Source organism: Paracoccus sp. BR5-17 (genome assembly GCF_055693925.1).
The window spans coordinates 2,409,188-2,434,145 of sequence record NZ_JBVFUV010000003.1 but is presented as its reverse complement, the minus strand read 5'-3'; the positions used below and the strand labels follow the sequence as shown (position 1 = coordinate 2,434,145).

29 protein-coding genes and 1 tRNA gene are annotated in these 24,958 nt (G+C 65.9%); 22 read left to right on the top strand and 8 right to left on the bottom strand.

The genetic code is table 11. From position 1 onward, the window contains the following. Window positions 1-87 precede the first annotated feature (87 nt). The 4 genes from ACZ1HC_RS13590 (at window position 88) to ACZ1HC_RS13575 (ending at window position 2,849) form a co-directional block, all read left to right on the top strand. Window positions 88-561: a Phasin gene (locus tag ACZ1HC_RS13590; protein WP_472700432.1), complete on the top strand. Its 474-nt coding sequence runs from the start codon at window positions 88-90 to the stop codon at window positions 559-561. 146 nt (window positions 562-707) lie between these two features. Further along, a complete protein-coding gene (gene phaR, locus ACZ1HC_RS13585; protein WP_472700431.1) occupies window positions 708-1,325 on the top strand; it encodes a polyhydroxyalkanoate synthesis repressor PhaR in 618 nt (205 codons plus the stop codon). Window positions 1,326-1,363: 38 nt separating this feature from the next. Further along, window positions 1,364-1,453: transfer RNA gene (locus ACZ1HC_RS13580), tRNA-Ser, on the top strand. A 457-nt stretch (window positions 1,454-1,910) separates the two neighbouring features. Continuing rightward, a complete protein-coding gene (locus ACZ1HC_RS13575) occupies window positions 1,911-2,849 on the top strand; it encodes a metallophosphoesterase (protein WP_472700430.1) in 939 nt (312 codons plus the stop codon). Window positions 2,850-2,858: 9 nt separating this feature from the next. On the opposite strand, the gene ACZ1HC_RS13570 is transcribed toward ACZ1HC_RS13575, so the two are convergent. The 4 genes from ACZ1HC_RS13570 to ACZ1HC_RS13555 are packed head-to-tail and all read right to left on the bottom strand — an operon-like array spanning window position 2,859 to window position 5,273. Continuing rightward, a complete protein-coding gene (locus ACZ1HC_RS13570) occupies window positions 2,859-3,239 on the bottom strand; it encodes a hypothetical protein (RefSeq protein WP_472700429.1) in 381 nt (126 codons plus the stop codon). Then, window positions 3,239-4,561, bottom strand: coding sequence for a recombinase family protein (locus ACZ1HC_RS13565; protein WP_472700428.1), 1,323 nt, complete (start codon window positions 4,559-4,561; stop codon window positions 3,239-3,241). The genes ACZ1HC_RS13570 and ACZ1HC_RS13565 overlap by 1 nt, the downstream gene beginning before the upstream one ends. Next, window positions 4,558-5,058 carry a DUF2924 domain-containing protein gene (locus tag ACZ1HC_RS13560; protein WP_472700383.1) on the bottom strand — a complete coding sequence of 167 codons (501 nt, stop codon included), beginning with the start codon at window positions 5,056-5,058 and terminating at the stop codon, window positions 4,558-4,560. The genes ACZ1HC_RS13565 and ACZ1HC_RS13560 overlap by 4 nt, the downstream gene beginning before the upstream one ends. After that, a complete protein-coding gene (locus tag ACZ1HC_RS13555) occupies window positions 5,055-5,273 on the bottom strand; it encodes a hypothetical protein (protein WP_472700382.1) in 219 nt (72 codons plus the stop codon). Before ACZ1HC_RS13555 ends, ACZ1HC_RS13560 begins: the two co-directional genes overlap by 4 nt. A gap of 219 nt (window positions 5,274-5,492) precedes the next feature. Between ACZ1HC_RS13555 and ACZ1HC_RS13550 the strand changes: the two genes are divergently transcribed. Together ACZ1HC_RS13550 and ACZ1HC_RS13545 are read left to right on the top strand one after the other, a co-directional pair. After that, entirely contained in the window at window positions 5,493-6,497 is a 1,005-nt protein-coding gene (locus ACZ1HC_RS13550) for a winged helix-turn-helix domain-containing protein (protein ID WP_472700850.1), read from the top strand. Then, entirely contained in the window at window positions 6,442-8,121 is a 1,680-nt protein-coding gene (locus ACZ1HC_RS13545) for a CHAT domain-containing protein (RefSeq protein WP_472700427.1), read from the top strand. Before ACZ1HC_RS13550 ends, ACZ1HC_RS13545 begins: the two co-directional genes overlap by 56 nt. 103 nt (window positions 8,122-8,224) lie before the next feature. On the opposite strand, the gene ACZ1HC_RS13540 is transcribed toward ACZ1HC_RS13545, so the two are convergent. Next, window positions 8,225-8,665 carry a S24 family peptidase gene (locus ACZ1HC_RS13540; RefSeq protein ID WP_472700426.1) on the bottom strand — a complete coding sequence of 147 codons (441 nt, stop codon included), beginning with the start codon at window positions 8,663-8,665 and terminating at the stop codon, window positions 8,225-8,227. Further along, entirely contained in the window at window positions 8,662-8,901 is a 240-nt protein-coding gene (locus ACZ1HC_RS13535) for a helix-turn-helix domain-containing protein (protein ID WP_472700425.1), read from the bottom strand. Before ACZ1HC_RS13535 ends, ACZ1HC_RS13540 begins: the two co-directional genes overlap by 4 nt. Before the next feature lie 109 nt (window positions 8,902-9,010). Between ACZ1HC_RS13535 and ACZ1HC_RS13530 the strand changes: the two genes are divergently transcribed. The 14 genes from ACZ1HC_RS13530 (at window position 9,011) to ACZ1HC_RS13465 (ending at window position 21,305) form a co-directional block, all read left to right on the top strand. Beyond that, complete coding sequence (locus tag ACZ1HC_RS13530) at window positions 9,011-9,694, top strand: hypothetical protein (protein WP_472700424.1); 684 nt, start codon at window positions 9,011-9,013, stop codon at window positions 9,692-9,694. A gap of 211 nt (window positions 9,695-9,905) precedes the next feature. Then, entirely contained in the window at window positions 9,906-10,112 is a 207-nt protein-coding gene (locus tag ACZ1HC_RS13525; RefSeq protein WP_007425318.1) for a helix-turn-helix transcriptional regulator, read from the top strand. Next, window positions 10,112-10,474, top strand: a complete 363-nt coding sequence (locus tag ACZ1HC_RS13520; protein WP_472699951.1) for a hypothetical protein — start codon at window positions 10,112-10,114, stop codon at window positions 10,472-10,474. Before ACZ1HC_RS13525 ends, ACZ1HC_RS13520 begins: the two co-directional genes overlap by 1 nt. Before the next feature lie 26 nt (window positions 10,475-10,500). Further along, complete coding sequence (locus tag ACZ1HC_RS13515; protein ID WP_472699952.1) at window positions 10,501-10,851, top strand: hypothetical protein; 351 nt, start codon at window positions 10,501-10,503, stop codon at window positions 10,849-10,851. A gap of 134 nt (window positions 10,852-10,985) precedes the next feature. Continuing rightward, window positions 10,986-11,876 carry an ATP-binding protein gene (locus ACZ1HC_RS13510; protein WP_472699953.1) on the top strand — a complete coding sequence of 297 codons (891 nt, stop codon included), beginning with the start codon at window positions 10,986-10,988 and terminating at the stop codon, window positions 11,874-11,876. Window positions 11,877-11,889: 13 nt separating this feature from the next. Continuing rightward, a complete protein-coding gene (locus tag ACZ1HC_RS13505; protein WP_472700423.1) occupies window positions 11,890-12,495 on the top strand; it encodes a hypothetical protein in 606 nt (201 codons plus the stop codon). A 7-nt stretch (window positions 12,496-12,502) separates the two neighbouring features. After that, window positions 12,503-14,170 (top strand): DEAD/DEAH box helicase, encoded by a 1,668-nt coding sequence (locus tag ACZ1HC_RS13500; protein WP_472700422.1) that lies wholly within the window; start codon window positions 12,503-12,505, stop codon window positions 14,168-14,170. Next, window positions 14,167-14,595, top strand: a complete 429-nt coding sequence (locus ACZ1HC_RS13495) for a DUF6511 domain-containing protein (protein WP_472700421.1) — start codon at window positions 14,167-14,169, stop codon at window positions 14,593-14,595. The genes ACZ1HC_RS13500 and ACZ1HC_RS13495 overlap by 4 nt, the downstream gene beginning before the upstream one ends. Further along, entirely contained in the window at window positions 14,595-15,353 is a 759-nt protein-coding gene (locus ACZ1HC_RS13490; protein WP_472700420.1) for a PD-(D/E)XK nuclease family protein, read from the top strand. Before ACZ1HC_RS13495 ends, ACZ1HC_RS13490 begins: the two co-directional genes overlap by 1 nt. Next, window positions 15,350-17,641, top strand: coding sequence for an AAA family ATPase (locus ACZ1HC_RS13485; RefSeq protein ID WP_472700419.1), 2,292 nt, complete (start codon window positions 15,350-15,352; stop codon window positions 17,639-17,641). The genes ACZ1HC_RS13490 and ACZ1HC_RS13485 overlap by 4 nt, the downstream gene beginning before the upstream one ends. Window positions 17,642-18,107: 466 nt before the next feature. Continuing rightward, window positions 18,108-18,644: a crossover junction endodeoxyribonuclease RuvC gene (locus ACZ1HC_RS13480; protein ID WP_472700418.1), complete on the top strand. Its 537-nt coding sequence runs from the start codon at window positions 18,108-18,110 to the stop codon at window positions 18,642-18,644. Between the two features lie 190 nt (window positions 18,645-18,834). Continuing rightward, window positions 18,835-19,263 (top strand): DUF6362 family protein, encoded by a 429-nt coding sequence (locus ACZ1HC_RS13475; protein WP_472700417.1) that lies wholly within the window; start codon window positions 18,835-18,837, stop codon window positions 19,261-19,263. Window positions 19,264-19,707: 444 nt separating this feature from the next. Then, complete coding sequence (locus ACZ1HC_RS13470; protein WP_472700416.1) at window positions 19,708-21,084, top strand: site-specific DNA-methyltransferase; 1,377 nt, start codon at window positions 19,708-19,710, stop codon at window positions 21,082-21,084. After that, window positions 21,081-21,305, top strand: a complete 225-nt coding sequence (locus ACZ1HC_RS13465; protein ID WP_472700415.1) for a DUF7220 family protein — start codon at window positions 21,081-21,083, stop codon at window positions 21,303-21,305. The genes ACZ1HC_RS13470 and ACZ1HC_RS13465 overlap by 4 nt, the downstream gene beginning before the upstream one ends. A 53-nt stretch (window positions 21,306-21,358) precedes the next feature. Here ACZ1HC_RS13465 and ACZ1HC_RS13460 read toward each other — a convergent pair whose 3' ends face one another. Both ACZ1HC_RS13460 and ACZ1HC_RS13455 read right to left on the bottom strand, forming a co-directional pair. Continuing rightward, window positions 21,359-21,931, bottom strand: coding sequence for a DUF3489 domain-containing protein (locus ACZ1HC_RS13460; protein ID WP_472700414.1), 573 nt, complete (start codon window positions 21,929-21,931; stop codon window positions 21,359-21,361). A 95-nt stretch (window positions 21,932-22,026) separates the two neighbouring features. Next, window positions 22,027-22,299 carry a hypothetical protein gene (locus tag ACZ1HC_RS13455; RefSeq protein WP_028720222.1) on the bottom strand — a complete coding sequence of 91 codons (273 nt, stop codon included), beginning with the start codon at window positions 22,297-22,299 and terminating at the stop codon, window positions 22,027-22,029. Window positions 22,300-22,410: 111 nt separating this feature from the next. Between ACZ1HC_RS13455 and ACZ1HC_RS13450 the strand changes: the two genes are divergently transcribed. Together ACZ1HC_RS13450 and ACZ1HC_RS13445 are read left to right on the top strand one after the other, a co-directional pair. Continuing rightward, window positions 22,411-23,007 (top strand): hypothetical protein, encoded by a 597-nt coding sequence (locus ACZ1HC_RS13450; RefSeq protein ID WP_472700413.1) that lies wholly within the window; start codon window positions 22,411-22,413, stop codon window positions 23,005-23,007. Continuing rightward, on the top strand, window positions 22,955-24,958 hold the full coding sequence (locus ACZ1HC_RS13445; RefSeq protein WP_472700412.1) for a phage terminase large subunit family protein: 2,004 nt from the start codon (window positions 22,955-22,957) through the stop codon (window positions 24,956-24,958). The genes ACZ1HC_RS13450 and ACZ1HC_RS13445 overlap by 53 nt, the downstream gene beginning before the upstream one ends.

Sequence of the window (24,958 nt, the reverse complement as noted above, 5' to 3'; positions counted from 1 at the left end):
TTATGTTCCTGTCACGAGAATGGTACTAGCTGCGGAAAGCTCTTTCACCGAAGGTTCCCTTCCGCCGCGCTGACAGGAGTGAATAACATGGCGAAGACCCCCGATTTTGCAAAGACCTTCCAGGACATGATGGCCAACTTTCCGGTCGACACATCGTCCTTCCAGGAAGCCTTCCGGTCCCAGGGCATCATGGGCGAAAAGCTGGCCCGCATCTCGCTGGCCGCGGCCGAACGCTCGACCGAGATCTCGGCCCAGTGGGCCAAGGACACCCTGGCCCGCATGGGCGAACTGGCTGTCGTCAAGCGCGAACCGTCGGATTACGCCAAGTCGCTGACGGACTTCGCTTCGGCTTCCGCCGAAGTTGCGGCCGAACACATGGCAGCCTTCGCCGAAGTCGCGAAGAAGGTCCAGATGGACACCGTGGACCTGATGCTGACCGCCGGCAAGGACGTGGCGAACGATGCCAGCACCATTGCCGAGACCGTCGCCCGCGACAATCAGGCGGCGCTGAAGAAGGCCGCCTCTGCGGCCGCCCCGACGACCACCGTCGCGGCGAAGTGATCGCGTCTTCACGCTGATCGGAAAAAGGGGCCCTCCGGCCCCTTTTTTCATGGTCTGCGGCAGGGCCTTGGCAGGCGCGGAAAATTGCTTTGCCTTTTGCGGATGCAGCACACATCATGCTGGAAACCGCATGTCCGGGGTCCGTCATGGCCGCAGCCACCACGCCGCTTCTGATCAAACGCTATGCCAGCCGGCGGCTCTACAATACCGAAACCAGCGACTACGTCACGCTCGAGGACATCGCGGCCTTCATCCGCGAAGGGCGCGAGGTCAAGATCGTCGACCTCAAGTCCGGCGACGACCTGACGCGGCAGTATCTTCTGCAGATCATCGCCGAACACGAGGGCCGGGGCGAGAACGTCCTGCCCATTGCCGTCCTGACCGACCTCGTGCGCAGCTACGCCACCAGCGCCCATTCCGTCGTGCCGCAGTTCCTGGCCGCCAGCTTCGACATGCTGCGCGAAAGCCAGTCCAAGCTGATGGAGAACATGGCCGTGATGCCCAACCCCATGACGAAGGTGCCGGGCTTCGAGGCGATGCACCGCCAGCAGCGGGCGTTTCTCAAGGCCATGCTGGGCGGCTGGACGGGCAGTTCGGGGCCAGAGCCGGAAGATCTGGGCGACGACGCCTCCGGGGCCGAGGGTCACCCGGCGCGCAAGTCCGACCCGGGCCGTGGCGCCGCCGCGGCGGGCGCCTCCAGCGAAGACATGGCCGAAATCCGTCGCCAGCTGGCGGAACTTCAGCAGCGCATCTCGAAGCTCTGACTTGCGCCGGCGACCGACACCGGCTAGACCCCGCCCACGGACAGTTGGCCGAGTGGTCGAAGGCGCACGCCTGGAAAGTGTGTAGGCGGGGAACCGTCTCGAGGGTTCGAATCCCTCACTGTCCGCCATTATCCCTGTTGCGAACACGGACAGGCGCCTATCGTGGCGCGGAAATAGTCGTGTTTTCAAAGGGCTTTGCCTCCCCCATGCGAACCTCTGAGACTGCGCCTCAGGCCCGATCCGGGCTCTGAACGGCCTTTCGTCTCTGTTCGGGCGAACCTCGTTGAATTCGGTTCGGTCGAATTTTTCCACGCATTTCCAATGGCCTGAGTTTTCACCCCGCCAAGACTTCGGTCCTTGTGTTGATCCCCTTCGAGAGGAACAGAGCCGCAACACGCGAGAGGCGCAGCCGCTCGGTGCGCTGGCCGAATGGCGCGTAGCGGTGGCGGTGTCCGCCCGTGACGAGAACCGGAAAACCCCGACGACAAAAGGACTTGAACTCGTTAGCGTTACAAGGCGCAGGTCGGTGACCGACGGCACTTGCGAACCAGCCATCAGCATAGGAAACGATTTTCAGGAGAGTGCATGGGAACAGTCGATATCATCCCCGACATCCACGGGCAGATCGCTAAACTACGGGGAGCGCTCGATGCCCTCGGATGGCGGCGGAGTCCGGCGGGCTGGATCCATCCCGACCCGGAGCGGACCATCGTCTTTCTGGGCGACTTCATCGACCGCGGACCGGAAAACCGGGCCGTCATTCACCTGGTGCGCGACCTGATCAACAGCGGCAAGGCCCGCGCGATCATGGGCAACCACGAGCTCAATGCCCTTCACTTCCACACGGCCCACCCCGAGACCGGCCAGCCCCTCCGCGCTCATTCGGAGAAGAACCGGCGCCAGCACGCAAGCTTCCTGGCGGAGTTCCCCGTCGGTGCCGGCGAGACCCACGAGGCGCTGGCGTGGATGCGCAGCCTCCCGCTGTTTCTGGAAGCTGAGGGATTCCGCGCAGTGCATGCCTGCTGGGTCGACCCCTCGATCGACCGCGTGCGGGCGCTCACCAAGGACGGCGTTCTGTCCGAAGAGCAGTGGATCCGCGCGGCTGACCCTGCCGACGAGCTTTTCCACCTGGTCGAGGAAATCACGAAGTGGCCCGAACACCAGCTTCCCGATGGGTTTGCATTCCGCGACAAGGACGGCACCCACCGCGATCACGTCCGACTGCAATGGTGGAATGCAGTGGCCCGGACCTGGCGTGACATCGCAATCTCGGTGCCTGTTCCGGATGATCTGCCCGATGTCCCACTACCGGGAACCCTGATGGCGCAGACCTATCCCGCCCACGAACGCCCTGTCTTCTTCGGTCACTACTGGCTCAGCGGCGATCCGGTCCTGCAGGCTCCGAACGCGCTGTGCCTCGACTATTCCGCCGGCAAGGATGGGCCGCTGGTCACATACGAACTGCACCCGGGTGAGACGTTGCTCTCCCCCGACCGGGTTTGGCTTCACGCGATCCCTGACTGACCCTTCGTCTCAGTCGAACACCCGCCCCGGCTGCTCGTCCCACGGAAGGGACGCCACGAAGCACAGATCATAGATGCAGATTGTCGAGGGCTCGCGGTGGACGACCAGCCGCTCGAGCACCTCGGGCGCCAGCCACGCGAGGCGCAGGAGGCGGCTGACGTAACGGTCGGACAGGCCCTCATCGGCGGCCAGATCTGCGAGCGTGGCGACGTCGCCGCGTTCCAGCCGCTGCCGCCAGCCCCATGCGCGGCCGATGGCGCGCAAGAGGTGGGGATCTTGTCCGCGGTTCATGGCGGCCTCGACGTGCTTCGGCGGAAGGATCCGGGGGCGACCACCGCGACGGCGGAGTTCGAGCGGGATGTGGACGCGCAGGGTCTCGGGCTGGGGCATCAGGCGACCTCTTTCTTCGGCGGGGCCATCAGTGCAGCGATGGCGCCGAGGCCATCGTGGCGCAGGTCGATGGCAAGACCCGCCTCGCTCACCGTGATCCGCGCGACCAGAAGCTGGACGATGCGAGCTTGCTCGGCCGGGATGAGCGCCTTCCACAGGTCGTCGAACTGCGCCAGCGCGGCGACAACGGTGGTCTCATCGAGATCGGGACGGTCCTTCCGCACCGCCCGCGCGGTCCGCGCCGCGACCTCGGGCGTGCGCAGCATCCGGCGGATTTCGCCGATGACGGCCTCCTCGACGATGGCACCCGGCAACCGCTGAGGCCCGCGCAACTCGGCCGCCGGGCGTTTCCGGATCACGTCCATGGAGGTGTAGTAGCAGTAGCGCTTGCCCTTCCGCTTGGTGTGGTGGGGCGTCATGGCGGCGCCCGTCTCGGTGAAGATCAGCCCGCGCAGGAGCGCCGGTTGCGCCGCCCGCGCCACCGCCCCGCGGGCGACGCGGTTGTTGGCGATGACCGCGTGCACCTCGTCCCACAGCTTCTGGTCGATGATCGCCTTGTGCTCACCGGGGTATTCCTCGCCCTTGTGCACGGCGATGCCAAGATAGACCTTGTTGTGCAAAAACTTCAGCAGGTAGCCACGGTCGAACACCGCGCCGCGCTTGGTGCGGATCCCGCGCGCATGCAGTTCCTTCAGCACCTGCGCTGTGGAGCTGGAGCGGGCATAGAGGCGGAAGATCGTCCGGACCTGTTCGGCTTCGGCAGGCTCGATCATCAGCTTGCGGTCCTTCACGACATAGCCGAGCGGCACCGGGCCCCCCATCCACATCCCCTTGCGGCGGGAGGCGGCGAACTTGTCGCGGATCCGCTCGCCGATCACCTCGCGTTCGAACTGGGCGAAGCTGAGCAGGATGTTCAGCGTCAGCCGCCCCATCGACGTCGTGGTGTTGAAGGACTGCGTGACCGAGACAAAGGTGACGCCGTGGCGGTCGAAGATCTCCACCAGTTTCGAGAAATCCATCAGCGCACGGCTGAGACGGTCGATCTTGTAGACCACGACCACGTCGATCAGCCCGGCCTCGATGTCGGCGATCAGCTGCGCCAGCGCGGGGCGGTCCAGCGTACCGCCGGAGAAGCCGCCGTCGTCGTAGCGGTCGCGCAGGGCGACCCAGCCCTCGGCGCGCTGTGAAGCGATATAGGCCTCGCAGGCTTCCCGCTGCGCGTCGAGGCTGTTGAACTCCATGTCGAGTCCTTCCTCGCTCGACTTGCGGGTGTAGATGGCGCAGCGCAGGCGGCGGACGGCTTCGGGCTTGGTGCGGCTCATGGGCGCGCCTCCGCACCATGGGCCATCCCGAAGAACTTCCACCCGTTCCAGTGGCTACCGGTGATCGCACGGACTGCGGCCGAGAGCGACTTGAAGCGCCGCCCCTGCCATTCGAAGCCATCGGTCAGAACGGTGACGACCTGCTCCTCACCCTGCCATTCGCGCACCAGCTTTGTGCCGGGGATCGGGCGGCGGGGATCCGCGATCAGCGGGCCCGGCGCGCCCGTGGCGACCTCGGCCGCCAGCGCGTCCAGTGTGCGGCGTGTCGCAGGCTTGATCCCGCCATGGGCCAGTTCCTGGATGCGGTAGCCGATCCGCAGCTCCAGGTTTCCGCGGCTGGCGTTCGGTGCGGGTTCGCCGAACATGACCCGCCACTTCCCCTGCAGCTCGGGCACTGTCATCGCCTTCAGCGCGGCCAGTTCGGCCAGGACGTCGATCCCCTCCGCCGGCCGCGCGAGCGCAGCCTTTGCGCCTGATTTCCTTGTGTTTTTCCTCATGCGTCGTCTCCAACTCGGTTTTGCACCTGTCTCCGACGACGGCGTTTGAGGGACAGAATGTCCAGCGAACTGTCTCCGCTGAACGGAGAATTCTCGTTCGTTTCCCGTGGGTTGGTGCGCGCGATGGCGCTGGCGAGGATGGCGGCCAGTTCCGCAAGCCGCTCATCGGTGGTGAGCGTCTCGGCGGGCGGCGCAAAGGCGATGTCATCTTGCATGGGGAGCGAACCTCCTGAGGCGGTTTGCTCCGTGTTCGCCGGCTTCCTTATGGAGTATCAAGTTAAAACAGAGCGTTAGCGTATCAGCGCGTGGCGCCGCGCACTGAATGGGAAGCGCCACGGGGACCACGGGCAAGCCACGGCTACTTGCTCTTGTCAGGACATCGAAGCGAACGGCGGCACTGATCAGCCTCATTGAAACATTTCGATGCATGGCCCATGATGATACGGGTGGAGGTCAGCTTGGACTCGTATCTACAGATCGCGCAAACCGTACTCAGGTCGACCCGGCGCCCGATGAGCGCGCGGGCGATACTTGATTTGGCGTACCAAGCTGGTGTTGTGCCGAACCACCTGTATGGGAAAACTCAACAGAAGACATTGCAGGCCCGCCTGAGCGAGGACATTCTTCATCATCGTGAAACGTCAGCATTCTACCGCACCGAGCCCGGACAGTTCGCCTTAGTAGAGTTTCTCAGGGATCCCAATTTCCCGGCTGAATGGAAAAAGCGTTTTCCGGCTCGGCGGAGAACACGTGATCTCAAGAGAGAGAATAGCCTCGCTATCAGCCGCTCTTTCATCGAGAACTATGGCGAGGGCATGGCTGATTTCCATCACTTCTTCGGAGCAGCAGATGCTTCCGATGCAGTGGCCTACATGCACCCGGACGAGATGGATGATCGCGGATACTGTTCCGCGTGGACTGTTTCAGTTGTGCTGAAAGAGGATCAGATTCTAGCCTACAGAGTAGGTCGTTATCGAGACGATAGGGATGCGTTCGCTGACAAGAGGTCGATTTGCTTTCCTGGCGTTATAGCGGCCGAAGACGCGTCGCTCTTCTCTGACGATCCGTTCGGCGTCAAAGACTGTGCGATTTCAGTGCTTGTGCAAGATCTTGATTTGTCTTTCTCAAATTTTGACTCTGATGCTTCATCTTCAATGCTGATCGACTGCGTAATGGTCGTCGAGACAGAGAGATCGAAATTTGACCTAATTGTCGTTTTAAGATGGAATTGTCCGGACTGGTTCGAACCATCGACTCGTCGCCTGTCGATAAAGGAGCCGCACTGGCTATGCGTCTCTAGGAATAACAACAACATAGAAGACTTCGAGCCTTGGAGCGCGCGCATTCTAGACCGATTGTCAAATTGGAAGAACCAGGAAGCAAGTGTCGATACAGAATATCACCACTCAACAAGCTGCATTTCTTCGCTTCGAACTTGAGGGTGGTGATCCGCGGCGGCAAAAGGCTGCGCTGCAGGACATCTGCCGCCTTTATCGATCTGGAGCGCGTTTAGCGCCAGCAGCTAAGCCGGCATTCGAACACTTGATTGCTGGCATTGTCGTCAACAGCAGAGATGACAAAGTGGTTCGGTGGTGCCTGAATGCGATCGCGCGGCTAGGCACAATGGCAAACACGGCGCAGAGCGTTGAGTTCGCTCTCAAGCGCCACGAAGAGAAGCCGGAGATCGTTGCGGCTGCGATTTCGGCGCTCGGCTTTCTATATAAGGGGCAGATCCCGAACTTGGCCGGGCTGCGCCATGTTCCGCCTGAAGCGCAAGTGCTTGCGGCAATGCAAACCGTTGCGCCACGAATGTTAGCGGGAACTAGCTTAACAATTGACCTTGATAAAGCCAATTCAGATGTTCTGAAGCTTGCCCTGATCGTCGTCGGCATCAATCGCGATATTCAGCATCTTCTGCATCCCCGTCACGAGAATGGCGAGATTGTTAGAGAGCTCGGCCAGCACGACGATGCAATAGTCCGCCAATATAGCGTGTGGGCAGTTATCGAGAACGCTCGGTTGGGTGTTGAGCATTTGGGTGTAAGTTTTGACCTGCTTGAAACCGAGCCACCAAACGTCCAGGCGAAGCTCTTGCAGCTCGGGGCTACAGATCTCGCGGACCTTACAGCTCGACAGGAATTAATCATTAGGGGCAGTAATTTATCCTCCGTCGACGCGCGAGAAGGTTTGTCAAAGGGTTTGGTGAGGAGCTTCTACGATGGTCTCCAAGATGTGACGTTGGGTTGCTTTGACGCTGAAGACAGTTTGCGTGTGCAACATCAACTTGCAGAGCACTTCGCACGTTTTTCAGAAGAGGTTCCGAGCTACAAGGAATTGGCCTTTTCACTTGTCGACCGAGATAAGGATTTTCGTGAGCGGGTTCTCTTGGGGGCAGAGGGACAGCCGCTTTATGGGGAGATTAAAGCTAAGGAGGCGGCTTCATCTTTCGGATTGTTTGGGCTTCAGGAAGACAACGAGCACAGCAGAGTGCTGAGGGCGATTCAAATGCAGAATATGACGAAGGTACTTGTCCTTAATGCGACCCCAGATGATCAAGGAAGGCTTCGCGCTGACAAGGAAGCTGCAATGTTGGAGGAGCAGCTAAGGAAGCTCACCAATAAGAAAAGAGATCTGGAGATCATTCAACGGTTTGCTGTTCGTCTTGATCAAATACAGGAGCAACTTTTAAACCATGAGCCAAAGATCTTACATTTCAGCGGCCACGGCGATAGGGGCATTCTCGTATTTGAAACCCACCAGGGTACTACCGCTGAGCTGGATGGGAGTGTTCTAGCTGACGTATTGAAAGCCTATGGCCAGCTTGATTGCCTGATACTCCACGCTTGCTACACTGAAGAAGTTGCCGATGCATGTTGCAAGCATGTTGGAATAGTTGTGGGATCGAAAGATACTATCAATGATCACACTGCTCCTAGATTTACATATGCATTTTATCAGGCTTTGGCGAGTGGACGAAACTACGAAACTGCTTTCCAGATGGGAAAGAATGAAGTGGCTATGATTGACCGCCTCGAGGCGGAAAAGTACCTGCTGTTGCGTTAGCTTCCACAGGGGCGTTCGGAGGCGCGCTATCCAGCTGACCATGGCCAAAGGTTAGTTCGCCAGCGCCGGATCGGCATCGTCGATCTCCCTGAACACGATCACCTCAGATCTCCCGCGCGAACCAACGGATGCGGCCGACGATGTGGATCTCGTCGGCCGTTCTTTCGTACTCGGGGTAGTGCTTGTTGTCGGAGATGACGCGCACCGCGGGCGGGTCGCTGTTCGGGATGTGCTCGAGCCGCTTGGCGACCAGCCCCATCCCGTCGTCCAGCACGAAGATGCCGGGTGGGTTGGGCGCGCGGCGGGTCATGTCGACTAGCACCGCGTCGCCGCTGAGGAGTGTCGGCGCCATGCTGTCGCCCTCCACATGCATGATGCGCAGTTGAGACGGGCTGGCCTTGAGCTTGTGGCGGATCCACGACTGGCGGAAGTGGTAGGTACGGCCGGGCGTATCGCCGTCCTCGGTTACCACCGCGCCGCCACCCATCGCGGGGCGCGGGGTGGCGTGCGCGATCGCCACGAAGGCATCGTCGGGATTGTTCACGAAGGGGGAGTGCCCTCGACCTCGCCGATGCCGTGGATCAGCCAGTCGCGGTCGACCTTCAGCACGCGGGCGACCTCGGCCAGCCGGTCGATGCCGGGGCGCGCGGAGCGACCGCGCAGGATGTCGTAGACGAAGGAGCGGTTCACGCCGGCCATCTCGGCGACATGGGCAGGCGTCAGGCCGAGCTGATGGGCGCGGGCCCGCAGGCGGTCGGCCAGGGTGTGCTGCTCGGTCATGTTTTCCCCAAGGGTATGTGGATGAAATAGGATAAAACAGGATTGATGCGGACCCGTCAAGCGATTAGAACAAAACCTAAACAATCGCACATGGGAATCGGGGGTCCGGATGGAGATCGAGAAGTCGTATTTCACCCTGCCGGAGATCCTCGAGCGCTGGTCCATGTCCGAGGCGGACCTCGTCTACCTGGCCGAGAACGACCAGCTGCGGCTGTCGATCCGGGTGTTCAACCTCGGCGTGGAGCTCGGCGACTACGAGGAGACACCAGAGGGGGAGCGATTCTCCGTTCCCTTCGAGCGGGGCCCGTTCAACGGGCTCCTGGATCTCCACGCCCATGACGTCTTCCAGCTGTTCCGGCATGGCGAGGTGAAGCTCAGCCGCTTCCGCTCGCACAAGGCCGACTATGCATGCCTGACAGGGGAGCGAGAGCTGATCACCGTGCGGCAGCGCGATCTTTTCCTCAGGCGGGACGAGCGTGACCGCTTCGAGGCCGAGACGGGATTTGCCGGAGCGGCTGCCGGCCCGCGGCCCGGCGCCTTCCATGCCTCGGCCGACTACCAGGACGTCCGCTGCAACGGGCAGCACTTCCGACTGGGTGCGATCCAGGCGCAGGTCGTGCGCGCGCTGCACGAGGCAGCCGGGCGCGGCGAGCCCTGGCAGAGCGGCAAGGCGATCCTTGCTGCCGCGGGCTCGCGCAGCCTCAAGATGTCCGACGTCTTCAAGTCGAAGAAGAACTGGCGACTGCTGATCGAGTCGGACGGCCGCGGAGCCTATCGCCTGCGCGGCCTCTGAGCCCGCGTCATCCCTCCCGTCCGCGCGCGCTCTCGATCCCCCGGTGGGATGCGCTGGGGGATGAGAGGGGGATGGTGACCCCCCTCGGGGCCGTTCTCCCTTGGATTGAAAGGCTCCTGACGATCCCCCTCCGCATCCCACACCAATCCTGACGACATCCCCTCGTGGGATTTCGCATCGTGCTCCCGACAACCGACACCGGGAGAACACGATGCAGCAGAAGACCTGCCTCACGCAGAAAGAGCTCGCGCGGCGCTGGACGATCTCGCACCGCACGCTCGAGCGCTGGCGATGGGCCGGGGAAGGCCCCGCCTACATGAAACTCGGCGGCCGGGTGGTCTACCGGCTCGAGGACATCCTCGCCTTCGAGAAGGACCAGCTCACGCACACCGCCGACAGCGCGCGGGGGGCGGCATGATGGAGAGCCGGTCCGCCATCCACGGCAGCCGGGTGGTGTCGATCTTCGGCGCCGCCGGTCCCGCGCTCGACGAGGTAGGGCTGTCCGCCTGGATCGCGCAGGCCGACCCGGGCGAGGCGCTGGTCTATCACCGCGGGTTCCTTGCCGTCGACGCCACCGGGGCCGTCTCGAACCTCACGCCCGAGCGCCAGCGCACCCTGCGCGGTGTCGCGGCCGCCGCCTTGCGCGCCGCCGAGCAGCGGCTCGTCCACCTCGTGCAGGCGCGTCTCGGCCCCGACCACTTCGCCTACATCGCCGTCGCCCGGCCCAAGCCCGGTCCCGCCGGCGCCGCCCTCTCGATGCGCCTCCTCGAGGCCGCCTGACCCCATCCCCCATCACGGAGAAACCCATGCCGTTCCCTGAGAACACTCCCTCCATCGACGAGCTGATCAACTTGCCCGCAGGCGAGATCGCCCAGCTTCCTGTCGAGCTCCTGGCCGCGATGCAGCGCGAGATCGACGCCGCCGCAAAGCAGATGAAGGCTGTCACCGCGCGCTTTTCCACCGCGCTCGAGGTCCGCTACGCCACCCGCGCCGCCGAGGCCCGCCGCGCCTGCGGCAAGGACACCGGCACCGTCCGCCTCGCCGATGGCGATTTCACCGTGGTCGCCGATCTGCCGAAGCGCGTCGAATGGGACCAGGCCCAGCTCGCCGCCATGGTCGAGCGCATCCGCGCTGCCGGCGAAGATCCATCCGAATAGGTCGAGATCACTTTCAAGGTGCCCGAGCGCGCCTATGTCGCCTGGCCCGAGGCGATCCGCCAGGGCTTCGAGCCCGCCCGCACCGTGAAGACCGGTGCGCTGAAGATCGCGATCCTGCCGCAGGAGGACCGCGCGTGAGCCTCCCCATCATCACCGCCGATCAGCGGCTGGCCGAGACGCGGGGCGTCAAGGGCGTGATCTTCGGCCCGTCCGGGATCGGCAAGACCAGCCTGCTCTGGACGCTCGAAGCCTCGACCACGCTGTTCTTCGACCTCGAGGCGGGCGATCTCGCCATCGAGGGGCTCCATATCGACGTGGTTCGGCCGCGCACCTGGAAGGAGTGTCGCGATTTCGCGGTCTTCATCGGAGGCCCGAACCCGGCGCTCCGGCCCGAACAGCCCTACAGCCAGGCGCATTTCGACGAGGTGTGCGGTCGGTTCGGCGATCCGCGCGTCCTCGCGAAATACGACACCGTCTTCATCGACTCGATCACCGTGGCGGGGCGGCTCTGCTTCCAGTGGTGCCGGGGGCAGCCGGAGGCGCATTCGGAGAAGACCGGCAAGCCCGACGTGCGCGGCGCCTACGGGCTGCACGGGCGCGAGATGATCGGCTGGCTGACCCATCTCCAGCACACGCGCGGCAAGAACGTCTGGTTCGTCGGGATCCTCGACGAGAAGCTCGACGACTTCAATCGCAAGGTCTTCGTCCCGCAGATCGACGGCTCGAAGACCGGGCTCGAGCTGCCCGGCATCGTCGATCAGGTCATCACCATGGCCAGCATGCCGGACGAGCAGAACCGGCCGCAGCGCGCCTTCGTCTGCCAGACTCTGAACCCGTGGGGCTACCCGGCAAAGGACCGCTCCGGCCGCCTCGACCTGGTCGAAGAGCCCCATCTCGGCCGGCTGATGGAGAAGATCCGCGGGCCACTGATCCCGGCCGAACGGCGGCTGACCTATGCGCCGCCGCAGCTGCCCGCGCCGCCTGGCGCGCCAGCGCCCGACACCCAATCCGCTCCCACCAACTGAAAGGATCCGAGCCATGTCAGGCCTCTGGAACGACTTCAACGACGCGCAGTCCAACACCAACCTCATCCCGAAGGGAACACTCGCCAAGGTGCGGCTGACGATCCGCCCCGGCGGCTTCGACGACCCGTCGCAGGGCTGGACCGGGGGCTATGCCACCCGCGGCTCGACCGGGGCTGTCTACCTCAACGGCGAGTTCACGGTGACCGAGGGCCAATACGCCCGGCGCAAGATCTTCACGCTGATCGGTCTCTACAGCCCCAAGGGTCCGGACTGGGCCAACATGGGCCGCAGCCTCGTGCGCGGCATGCTGAACTCGGCGCGCGGGATCTCCGACAAGGATCAGTCCCCGCAGGCGCAGGCGGCGCGACGCATCAATGGCTTCGCCGATCTCGACGGGATCGAGTTCATCGCTCGGATCGACGTCGGCAGCGACGCCATGGGCGAGGAGAAGAACGAGATCCGCGCTGCGGTGACACCCGATCACCGCGACTATGCGCAGGTCATGGGGCTCGCTGCGCAGCACGGCTACCAGCCGCCCGCGCAGACGGCGCCCCTGCAGGCGCCGGTCCAGCAGCCCGCGGCATCGCCGGTTCCTGGCCGTCCTGCATGGGCGCAGTGAGGGCGCGATGCTCCTCCGTCCCCGCCAGAAACTCTTCGTGGAGCGCAGCCTCGCTGCGCTCTCGACCCGCGACAACACGCTGGGCGTAGCGCCCACGGGCGCGGGCAAGACGATCATGCTTTCGGCCGTCACCGGCAACATGACCGGGCACGGCGCCAGGGCGTGCGTGCTTGCCCATCGCGACGAGCTGACCAGCCAGAACCGGGCGAAGTTCGCCCGGGTCAATCCCGGCATCGGCACATCCGTCGTCGATGCCACCGCCAAGTCCTGGGAGGGCCAGGTCACCTTCGCCATGGCGCCGACGCTGTCACGCGCCGCCAATCTCGCGGCCATGCCGAAGCTCGATCTGCTGGTCATCGACGAGGCGCATCACGCTGTGGCCGAGAGCTACCGCCGCATCATCGACCGGGTGCGCGACGCCAATCCGGAAGCCCGGGTCTTCGGCGTCACGGCGACGCCCAACCGGGGCGACCGGAAGGGCCTGCGCGAAGTCTTTGACAACGTTGCCGACCAGGTCCGGCTGGGCGAACTGATCGCCTCTGGCCACCTCGTCCCGCCCCGGACCTTCGTTATCGATGTCGGCGTGCAGGACCAGCTGCGCGCCGTCCGCAAGACCGCCGACGATTACGACATGGGCGCAGTTGCGGCGATCATGAACCGCGCGCCCATCACCGAGGAAGTGATCCGGCACTGGGAGGAGAAGGCCGGGAACCGCCAGACCGTGGTCTTCTGCTCGACTGTCGCGCACGCGGTCGATGTCGCGACCGCCTTCAACGAGGCCGGAAACCCGGCCGCCGTCGTCCTTGGCGACATGGGCTCCACTGAGCGGAAGATGGTGCTCGAAGCCTATGCGTCCGGCGAGGTGCAGGTCCTCGTCAATGTCGCGGTGCTGACCGAGGGGTGGGACCACCCGCCCACCTCCTGCGTCGTGCTGCTGCGGCCCAGCTCCTACAAGTCTACCATGATCCAGATGGTCGGGCGCGGCCTGCGTACCGTCGATCCGGCCGAACATCCCGGCGTGGTGAAGACCGACTGCATCGTTCTGGATTTCGGGATCTCGAGCCTGACCCACGGCACGCTGGAGCAGGACGTCGATCTCGACGGTCGCGACCCGACACCGGGCGAAGCCCCGACGAAGACCTGTCCCGAATGCGAGGCGGAGATCCCGCTCGCGTCGCGGCAGTGCCCGATCTGCGGCTACGAATTCCAAGGCGGGTCCGTGACGACGCCGCTCGAGAACGTCGTGATGTCCGAGATCGACTTGCTCAAACGGTCGAGCTTCGTCTGGGAAGACCTCTTCGGCGACGACGCCGCGCTGATGGCCAGCGGCTTCAATGCCTGGGGCGGCGTGTTCTTCCTCGAAGGCCGCTGGCATGCCGTGGGCGGAGCCAAGGGACAGCCGACTTGCCTTCTCGGCGTGGGAGATCGGAAGGTCTGCCTCGCGCAGGCCGACGATTGGCTGAACGCCCACGAGACAGACGAGAGCGCCTTCAAGTCGAAGCGCTGGCTGAGCCAGGCGCCGACGGAGAAACAGCTGCAATACCTCTCGCCCGCGCAGCGGCAGGATTACGGGCTCACGCGCTACCGCGCCTCGGCGCTGATCACCTTCCAGTTCAACCGGCGCGACATCCGGCGGCTCGTGATGTCGGCCGCTCCCGAGCGGAGGGCGGCGTGAACGATGTCGCGCAAATCCCATCCACGCCCGCAGAGGCTCCGGATCGACCGGGCCGTGATCGCCTCTGGCATCCGCGCCCGGTGCTCTGCGCCGTCTGCACCGCGCGCACCCGCGGCTTCGGCTGGTTCGATCCCCACCGGCCACGCCCCCACCGCACCCACCGCTGGTTCTGCTCCATGGGCTGCCAGGCGGCCTTCACCCGCAAAGCGAAGAGAGGATTGAGCATGGTCGATTTCACCGAAGAAGAAACTCAGGCGCTGCCCGCCGTCATGCGCGCGATCGCGCCCGAGATGGAGCGGATCGGCTGGGACCGGCCGCTGGGCCAGCTGACGCAGAACGACATGCACCGGTTGATCGTCACCACCATCGAGGCCTTCCGCGCCGAGATGACCGAGATCGCCAGCCAGTCGGAGATCCCGTTCTGATGCTGGACTTCAACAAGCGCCCCGGCATCGCCGACCGGATCAATGCGGCCGTGGACGCCGCGCTCGAGGCTGAACGTGCTGCCACGCCGCCGCGCGACTATCTCGGGGCGTCCCGGCTCGGCCATGCCTGCGAGCGCGCGCTGCAGTTCGAGTTCGCGGGTGCGCCGAAGGACGAGGGCCAGGACTTCTCCGGCCGCTCGCTCCGGATCTTCGCGATCGGTCATCAGCTCGAGGATCTTGCCATCCGCTGGCTGCGGGCGACCGGGATCGATCTGGTGACCCAGAAGCGCGACGGCGGCCAGTTCGGCTTCTCGGTCGCGGCCGGGCGCATCCGTGGTCATGTCGACGGGATCATCGCCGCGGCCCCCGCGGCGCTGGGGCTGCGCACGCCCGCGCTCTGGGAATGCAAGACAATGAACGCGAAGAACTGGCGCGAGACGGTGGCCAAGGGCGTCACCGTCGCGAAGCCGGTCTATGCCGCGCAGATCGCGCTCTACCAGGCCTACATGGAAGCGACGGTGCCGGGCATCAGCGTGAACCCCGCGCTGTTCACCGCGATCAACAAGGACACGGCCGAGCTGCACCACGAGCTCGTGCCCTTCGACGCCGACCTCGCGCAGCGGATGTCCGACCGGGGCGTCCGGATCCTTCGGGCGACCGACGCGGGAGAGCTGCTGCCGCGCATAGCCGCCAATCGCGACTTCTTCGAGTGCCGGTTCTGCCCTTGGGCCGAACGCTGCTGGGGACTGTCCACGTGAGCGACGACAACATCATCCACTTCAACCCGTGGCGGGATTTCAACGACGCGGCGCCGCTGGACGATCCCTTCGCGGTCGAACCGGACGCGGACCAGATCACGCGCTTCGTCGATGTGGTCTTTGGCTACTCGGATGGCCTGATCCCGGTCCGGGGCTTCGTCGACAAGGGTCAGGGCAAAGACGGCCGCCCGCACAACATCTGGATCGACGCGGACGCGACATCGCCCGAGAAGCTCGCCACCTTCGCGGGCTGGGCCGCGCGCGAGGGCGCGGCGGTCTATGTCATCCCGGGCACCGTCGCGGAAACCGGCCAGGCTCGGGCCGCGGACGTCCTGCAGATGCAGAGCCTCGTGGTCGATCTCGACTCGGGCGACATCCCGGCCAAGCTCGATCATCTCGTCCACCACCTCGGGCGACCGACGCTGATCGTCGAGAGCGGCGGGCGCACGCCCGAGGGCGCAACCAAGCTCCATGTCTGGTGGAAACTGACCGAGCCCGCGGAGGGGGCGGACCTTGCCCGGCTCTGCCAGCTCCGCGGCGAGATCGCGCTGAAGGTTGGCGGCGACACCCATTTCCGCTCGGCCCACCAGCCGATCCGCGTACCCGGCACCGTCTATCACAAGGGCGGGCTCACCCGGCTGGTGCAGATCCGCGAGGCGACCGCGCTCGAGGTCGAACTCGCCGAGATGGCCGAGCGCGTCGCCGACATGCTGCCCATGCCCGGCGTCGGCATGGCCACGGCCGAACCCCGCGAGAAACCCGCCATCGACGACGTGCTGGTGACGCCGGTGCACGAGGCCGGCACGGACGACTGGTCCCGTTTCGAGGGCGCCTCGGCCGCCATCGGCTATTTCCTGCGCCTGGTCCACGAGGGCCGCATGTCGATGCACGAGGGCTGGATGGCGATCTGCGGCTACAACGCCGCGATGCTCCGCCCGTCCTGGCCGCTCGACAGGCTGAAGCGCGAGACGAACCGGCTGTGGGAGCTGCACATCAAGCGGCACGGGCCGCCGCTGATCCGCCTCGACAGTGCCGCGCCCGCGCAAACCGACCTGCCGACCTTCACTCTAGGCGCGCTGCTCGACGATACCAGCCCGATGCCCGACGACATCATCGGCCCGCGCGTGCTGACGCCGGGCGGGCTTCTGGTGCTGGGTGGCGCGCCCAAGGTCGGCAAGAGCGACCTGCTGATCGCACTGCTCGTGCACATGGCCGCGGGCGTGCCCTTCCTCGGCTTCACCCCGCCGCGGCCGCTGCGGATCTTCTACCTGCAGGCAGAGATCCAGTATCACTACCTGCGCGAGCGGATGCAGCAGATCGGCCTGCCGCCCGAGCTGATCGCCGCCGCGCGCGACAACCTGATCGTCACGCCGAAACTGCGCATGCTGCTCGATGCCGAGGGCAGCGCACGCGTGGCCGAGGCGATCAGGGCCGCGTTCCCCGACGCGCCGCTCGACATCCTTTGCATCGACCCGATCCGCAACCTCTTCGACGGCGGCCCCGATGGCGGTGGCGAGAACGACAACGCCGCGATGATGTTCTTCCTGAAGGACCGGGTCGAGGTGCTGCGCGACCACGTCAATCCCGACTGCGGCGTCATCTTGGTCCACCACACCAAGAAGCTCTCGAAGCACCAGGTGAAGGAGGATCCGTTCCTTGCGCTCTCCGGCGCCAGCGCGCTCCGGGGCTTCTACACCACAGGCCTGATCCTGCACCGGCCCGAGGAGGATTCGACCCAGCGCCGCCTCGAGATCGAACTCCGGAACGGCCCTGCGCTACCCGCCAAGCTCGTGGACAAGGTCAACGGCAAATGGGCCGAACTGAACCCGATGAACGAGCGGCTCGTGCGCCCCGAAGTCGGCGCGAAGCATGACGCCGAGCGTGATCGCAAGCGGGACGTGATCCTCTCGATCCTGCTCGAGGAGGCGGCCAAGGGGCGGCTCTACACCATCAACCAGTTCGCTGAGGCCTTTGAGAACAAGAGCGGTCTGGGCGGCAAGGACACGATCCGCGACCGGATCGCCGTGCAGGCCACCAAGGGCGCCATCAAGTTCATCCGCGACGGCGCGCCCTACGCCCTCGGGCCTTCGCGATCGCGCTTCGGCTACCTCTGCGTCGAGGGGATGGTCATGCCCACGGACGATGAGGAGGTCGATCCGGCGACCGGCGAGGTCACCCCCGCCAGCATCGCAGTGCTGCCCACCCACTACAAATCGCCACAGACCGGAGCGCTGCTCGAGGTCGAGAACCCGCATGTCTGGGTCTATCCGGAGGGGGAACGGCCATGATCGCCCCGGCAGATCGTTCTGCGCAGAATTGCGCAGGGACCAGTTTGGCCAAGATGCGGGGCCTTGCCGAAACTGCCCCGCCACCCTCACGCAGAAGCGCGCTTACGTCCGATGTGGCCAGTTTCGGCCCGCTTCCGAAACTGCCCCCGCAAATTTGCGCAGATACCGCAACGGCTACGCTGCACCCAGTTTCGGCCGGGTCCGGCGCAAGCGCACTCCCGAAACTGGAATTCCCTATTCCCGTCAGTGTGTTGCTGCGGGTTTCCAGTTTCGGGGGTGAAACCACCCCCTACGGGGGTGGGGAGAACGCCGCAGGCGGGTTCTCCCACGCCCACCCCCAGGGGTTTCGCGCGCGAGGCCTGCCCACGCGCCAACCTTCCGATCCGACGACGGCGGCCCCGTACCGCCAAGCACCAGACCGCCGTCGTCTTCCACCCGAGCAGCCAACCAGAAGAGGAGACCACTCATGGCTGACCTGACTCTTGCCACACACCGCCGCGAGGCAATCCCCGATCTGCCACCCGCCGTCCGGGCCAGCCGCGCGATACTGGCGCTCGATCTGGGCACCACCACGGGCTGGGCGCTGCACGGCATCGACGGGTTGATCACCTCCGGCACGGCATCCTTCCGCCCCGGCCGGTTCGATGGCGGTGGCATGCGGTATCTCCGTTTCACCAACTGGCTGACCGAGATCGACCGCCTGTCCGGACCCGTCGCCGCCATTTGGTTCGAGGAGGTCCGCCGCCACGCGGCCACCGACGCGGCCCATGTCTATGGCGGCCTGATGGCCACGCTGACCGCATGGGCCGAACTCCGCGGCATTCCCTATGAGGGCGTCCCGGTTGGTACGATCAAACGGCACGCCACGGGCAAGGGCAACGCTCCCAAGGAGGCGATGATCGCCGCGGCCCGGGCGCGCGGCTTCAGCCCCGCCGACGACAACGAGGCCGACGCCATCGCGATCCTGCTCTGGGCGCTCGAGACCAAGGGGGGCCTGCAATGAGGCGGTTTCCCCGAGGCTATGGCGGCGAGCGCCGCAACCCCGAACAGGTCAAGCGCGACGGCTGGAAGGAGCAACGTGTGTTCGCAGTTTCCCTTGACGACCAGAGACTTACTTGGCCTGAGCGGGAGCTGGTGCGGCAACTCGGCGAGCGTCTCTACGGCGCAAGCCCAATGGAACGAGAGGTGAGGAAATGACCCATTGGACACCAGCCGACGTGGAGGCGCGGCTCTCCGAGGCGGGTATGATCCTGCGCCGTCTGCCGGAGCCCCGGCGCAACGGATACTTCAGCACATGGCCAGAGATCGTCCACGGGTTCGCCGACAAGGTGGGCCAGGAGCCGAAGCCCATGCGCGTCTCGCCCTCGCCGCGGGACATCGCGCGGATGGAGGAGACGCTGACCTGGACGAACTGCCTCGAGCCCATCGACGGCAAGATCGTCTGGATGAAGGCGCATGACGAGCGCTGGAAGAACATCTGCTGGCACGTCGGTCTCTGCCACGCCGCTGCGAATCAGCACTGGCGCTACGGGCTGTCGCTGATCGCGCTGAACCTCAACAGGCAGCCCTTCAACCGCAAGCTGCCGATCCTCGAGATCATCAAGCTGGCGCGCAGCCTGTAGGAAAGTCTCGTGTAGAGGGTTTTCGCGCAGACAAAAACGCCTCTCCCGGGCTAGAAAGTGGATATACTCGGGAGAGGCGCGCGCGGCGCAGCCCCGAACGAAACCATCCTTTCGTTGGCGAGGGCCGTTGGAAAAGGAAAGGCGCTAATCCTTTCCTTGCGGGCCGCTGTCCGCCCCCGCCACCCTCCCTCAGACGACTTCGCGGTTCCTTCTGCGCGACATTCGTATGCTGGCGGGCGAAGCGCGGGACATCGCCAGCGACAGGGCCGGATTTTTGGGAAGCCACCCGGAAGCCGGAGCCACGCGCGCGCCGCGCAAACACCAATGAACGCTGGCCTTCCGACCGGACACCGCTGGTAGCCGCTGGACCCCGCTTGGAGTCCAGCGCGGCATCCGGAGTCCGGAAGCCACCGGCATCCACCCGACCGAGGAACCTTGCCCGCCATGACGCTGAGCTTCGCCCCGGACGCGATCGAGACGTGGCCGCTGGCCAAGCTCCAGCCCTACGCGAAGAACGCGAAGGCGCACGGGGCCGACCAGGTTGCGAAGATCGCCGCCAGCATGGCGGAGTTCGGCTGGACCGTGCCCTGCCTCGTGGCTGAGAACGGCGAGTTGATCGCGGGGCACGGGCGCGTGCTGGCCGCAACCCAGCTCGGGCTGACCGAAGCGCCGGTGATTGTGCTGGCGCACCTGACCGAGGCGCAGCGCCGGGCCTACCGGATCGCGGACAACAAGCTGACCGAACTCGGCACCTGGGACGAGGCGCTGCTGTCGGCGGAACTGAACGACCTGCTGGCCGAGGATTTCGACCTGTCGCTGGTCGGCTTTTCCGACGGCGAGTTGGACAAGCTGCTGGCCTTCGTGCCGGAGGGGGACGGGGAAGAAGGTGGCGCCGGGGGCTCCGTGCCGCCGGTGACCATCCCTGAACCACCGCGCAATCCGGCCTCGTGCACCGGCGATCTGTGGATCCTCGGGGATCATCGATTGCTGTGCGGTGATAGCACCAGCGCGGCCGACGTGCGCCGCCTGATGAATGGTGAGCGGGCGATCCTGTTCGCGACCGACCCGCCATACCTCGTCGATTACGACGGCTCGAACCATCCGACCCGGAACAAGGATTGGTCGGCGTCCTACGGCACGACCTGGGACGACAGTTCGCAGGGGGCCGAGCTTTACGACGGCTTCATCGCCGCGGCCGTGGCCGAGGCGATCACCGAGGATGCCGCCTGGTACTGCTGGCACGCCTCTCGCCGTCAGGGGATGCTGGAAGCCTGCTGGGAAAAGGCTGGGGCCTTCGTCCACCAGCAGATCATCTGGGTGAAGGACCGCGGCGTCCTGACCCGCTCCCATTACCTCTGGAAACACGAGCCCTGCTTCATGGGCTGGCGCCGCCCGAACCGCCCTCCGAAGGTGGCCGAGCAGACGCTGCCCTCGACCTGGGAGATGCCATCCTTCTCGAAGGACGAGCGCCCGGACCACCCGACGCCGAAGCCGCTCGACGCCTTCGGAATCCCGATGCGCCAGCACGTGGCGCGCGGCGGGCTCTGCTACGAGCCCTTCTCGGGCTCCGGCTCGCAGATCATGGCGGGCGAAGCCAACGGCCGCCGCGTCTTCGCGATGGAGATCAGCCCCGCCTATGTCGATGTCGCGGTCGAACGCTGGCAGGCCGAGACTGGCCGCGAAGCGATCCTCGACGGCGATGGACGGACCTTCGCGCAGTTGAGAACCGAGCGGCTGAGCGACGGTTCCGAAGCCCCGGCCGACGCGCCGGACACGGACGCCGCCCCCGAACCCGCGCGAAAGCGCCGGGCCGCCGCATGAAACAGTCCCGCCTCATGTCGCTGGTCGAGTCCGTCGCCAACGTGATCGTCGGCTACGGCGTCGCCGTGGTCACGCAGATCCTGATCTTTCCGATCTTCGGGCTGCACACGACGCTGGCGCAGAACCTGAAGATGGGCGCGGTGTTCACCGTGGTGAGCATCGCACGATCCTTCGCCCTGCGGCGCCTGTTCGAGTCGATCCGGATGCGGAGCGCCAAATGATCGACCGCCGCCCCTGTGGGACGGCGGCCATCAACCTGTCGGGGTCCGGTGCGTTAGGCGGCGGGGAGCTTGTACACGCGCCCCCGGTTTTCGACCTTCTCCGAGGTCACTTCGAGCCCGAGTTTCTTCTTCAGCGCCCCGGCCATCGCGCCGCGCACCGTGTGCGACTGCCAGCCCGTCGCGGCCATGATCTCCTCGATGGTCGCGCCGTCCGGCGCGCGCAGCATGGAGATCAGCGTGGCCTGCTTGGTGCCCTCGCGCGGCGTGCGCGCCTTGGGCGCGGCTTCGGGTCCGGCGGGAGCGTCCGGCGCGGGCTCCTCGGTCGGCACGTCCGTCGTGCCCGCAGGCGCGGTGTTCGCGTCGTCGGGCTCGATGCCGATGGCGGCGAGGCCTGCGTCGGTAGCGATCAGTGTGACTCCGTGGCCGTCGCCGGTCTCGCGCCAGACTAGCTCGCCCTTGCGCATGTCGGCGTCGACCTCCTCGAGGAAGCCCTTGGCGAGCATCGCGCCGACCACCTTGGCGGCGGCGCCGCCGCGCAGGCTCTCGGGCAGCGGCAGGGCGATGTGCTCGGGCCGCTGGGCGGCGGCGCTGAGGATGATGGCTTGGGTATCGGAAAGCTTGGTCATGGGGTCGTCTCCGTATTCGGGCCCGCGTCATGCGGCGCCTTCTACGACCCCGAGCCGCGCAGGGCGCGCGGCGGGAGTTCCGGCAGTGCCGGAGATCAGCGGGCGTGCTCGCCCTCGCCGAAGGCGCTGTCGGTGATGCGCTTCAGGAGGCTGGCGTAGTGTTCGAGGGTGCCGACATGGCCCCAGTTGATCTCGTCGGGGTGGGCGTTGAAGTGGTCGTCGCTCAGCGTCTGCAGCCGGGCGAGCATCTCGTCGATCTCGGCCTTCTTGCCGATGAAGGCCGCGAGCGCGGCTTCCTTATTCCGGCGCGCCTTCTCGGCGCGGAGTTCGTGGCGCGGGGTGGTGATCGGGTTCAGGCGCGTGGTCATCGTGATGGCTCCTTGGTGAGTTGCATCGTCCTTCTGAACGGACGTTCGCTCCGGTCGCGCTGCTTATCAACTCGATAAGAACATGATTTCGATAGATAATCGGAGCCGTCGATGCAGGGCATGAGCGAGCGCCAGTACGCCGCGCATGTCGGGCTGTCGCGGGGCGCGATCCAGAAGGCCAAGGCCGCCGAGCGGCTGGTCCTCTATCCCGACGGCAGCATCAACGCGGCCGCCAGCGACGCCAGACGTGCCGAGACGACCGACCCGTCCAAGACCCGCAAGCCGCCCACGCCGAAGCTGAAGCCCGTCCCCGAGGCGGCCGTGGCCGCTGTTGGCGACACGCTGCGTGAACAGGGGCTGGCAGTCCCGGCCGTCGGCGGCGGCACGACCTTCCTGCAGGCGAAGACCGCGAACGAGGTGCTGAAAGCGCAGGAGCGGCGCATCCGGCTCCAGAAGCTGAAGGGGGAGTTGATCGAGCGGGCCCGCGCGCTGGCGCTGGTGTTCCGGCTGGCGCGGGAGGAACGGGACGCGTGGGTGAACTGGCCTGCACGCGCGGCGGCGCTGATGGCGGCCGAGCTCTCGGCCTCGTGCCGCGACGCGACGGGCCAGCAGATCCCCGTGGAGCCAGCCGCGATGCAGAAGGTGCTGGAAAAACATGTACGCGCCCACCTCGACGAACTCGCCGAGGTCCGGCCCGACTTCCGGTGACGATGATAGCCTGACTGGCTTCGACGGCGCGGGCGAGGTCCTGCGCGCCTGGGGCAACGGGCTGCGGCCCGACCCGGACCTGACCGTCTCGGAATGGGCGGACCGGCACCGGATGCTCTCGGGCCGCGCCTCGGCCGAGCCCGGGCGATATCGTACGGTGCGCACGCCCTACATGCGCGAGATCATGGACCGGCTGTCGCCCGGCGATCGCACGCAGCGGATCGTGTTCATGAAGGCCGCGCAGGTCGGGGCGACCGAGGCGGGCAACAACTGGATCGGCTTCGCCATCCACCAGGCGCCGGGCCCGATGCTCGCCGTCCAGCCCACGGTTGAACTGGCGAAACGCAACTCGCGCCAGCGGATCGACCCGTTGATCGACGAGAGCCCCGAGTTGCGGGAGCGGGTGAAGCCTGCGCGATCCCGCGACGCGGGCAACACGATGCTGTCCAAGGAATTCGCGGGCGGCATCCTGATCATGACCGGGGCGAACTCGGCGGTCGGGCTGCGCTCGACCCCGGCGCGGTACATCTTCCTCGACGAAGTCGACGCCTATCCGGCCTCGGCCGACGAGGAAGGTGATCCGGTCACGCTGGCCGAGGCCCGGTCGCTGACCTTCGCCCATCGGCGCAAGGTGCTGCTGGTGTCAACGCCGACGATCCGGGGGCTGAGCCGGATCGAGCGGGAGTTCGAGGCAAGCGACCAGCGCCGGTTCTTCGTGCCGTGCCCGCATTGCGGGGCGATGCAGTGGCTGAAGTTCGACCGGCTGCGCTGGCAGAAGGGCCGCCCGGAAACGGCGGAATATCACTGCGAGGGCTGCGAGACGCCCATCGCGGAGCACCACAAGACGGCCATGCTGGAGGGCGGCGAATGGCGGGCGACCGCTACCGCAGCCGATCCGACCACGGTCGGGTATCACCTCTCGGCGCTTTACTCGCCGATCGGTTGGCTGAGCTGGGAGCGGATCGTGCGGGCATGGGACGGGTGCCAAGGGTCGGACGAGGCGATCAAGGCGTTCCGCAACACGATCCTCGGCGAGACATGGGTCGAGACGGGGGAGGCGCCGGACTGGCAGCGGCTCTACGACCGGCGCGAGCGCTGGACATCCGGCACGGTGCCAGCAGGCGGGCTGTTCCTGACGGCCGGGGCCGACGTGCAGAAGGACCGGATCGAGGTCGATGTCTGGGCCTGGGGTCGCGGGCTGGAAAGCTGGCTCGTCGATCACGTCGTGATCGAGGGCGGCCCGGATCGGCACGACGCCTGGTCGGAGCTGACGGCGCTGCTCGACCGAAGCTGGCCGCACGAACGCGGTGCGCATCTGCGGATCGCGCGGCTCGCCATCGACACCGGTTACGAGGCCCCGGCGGTCTATTCCTGGTCGCGGGCGCAGGGGTTCGCGCAGGTGTCGCCGGTGAAGGGTGTTGAGGGGTTCAACCGCTCGAGCCCGGTCTCGGGGCCGACCTTCGTCGACGCGACCGAGGGCGGGAAACGCCTGCGTCGCGGGGCGCGGCTCTGGACCGTGGCGGTGTCGACCTTCAAGGCCGAGACCTACCGCTTCCTGCGGCTGGCGCGCCCGACCGAGGAGGACGTGGCCGACGGGGCGGCATTCCCGCCCGGCTCGGTGCACCTGCCGCATTGGGTCGAGAACGAATGGCTGAAGCAGTTCGTCGCCGAGCAGCTGGTGACGGTGCGCACCAAGCGCGGCTTCGCCCGGCTGGAATGGCAGAAGCTGCGCGAGCGCAACGAGGCGCTGGACTGCCGGGTCTATGCCCGCGCCGCCGCCTGGATCGCGGGCGCGGACCGCTGGCCCGACGAGAAATGGCGCGACCTCGAGGATCAGCTCGGGTCCGCCCCCACCGACACCGATCCCGCCGGACAGATCAACCGGCCGGGACAGGCCCCGCAGGGCAAGCGCCGCTCCGACTGGCTCGGGCGGCGCGGAGGATGGTTTTGA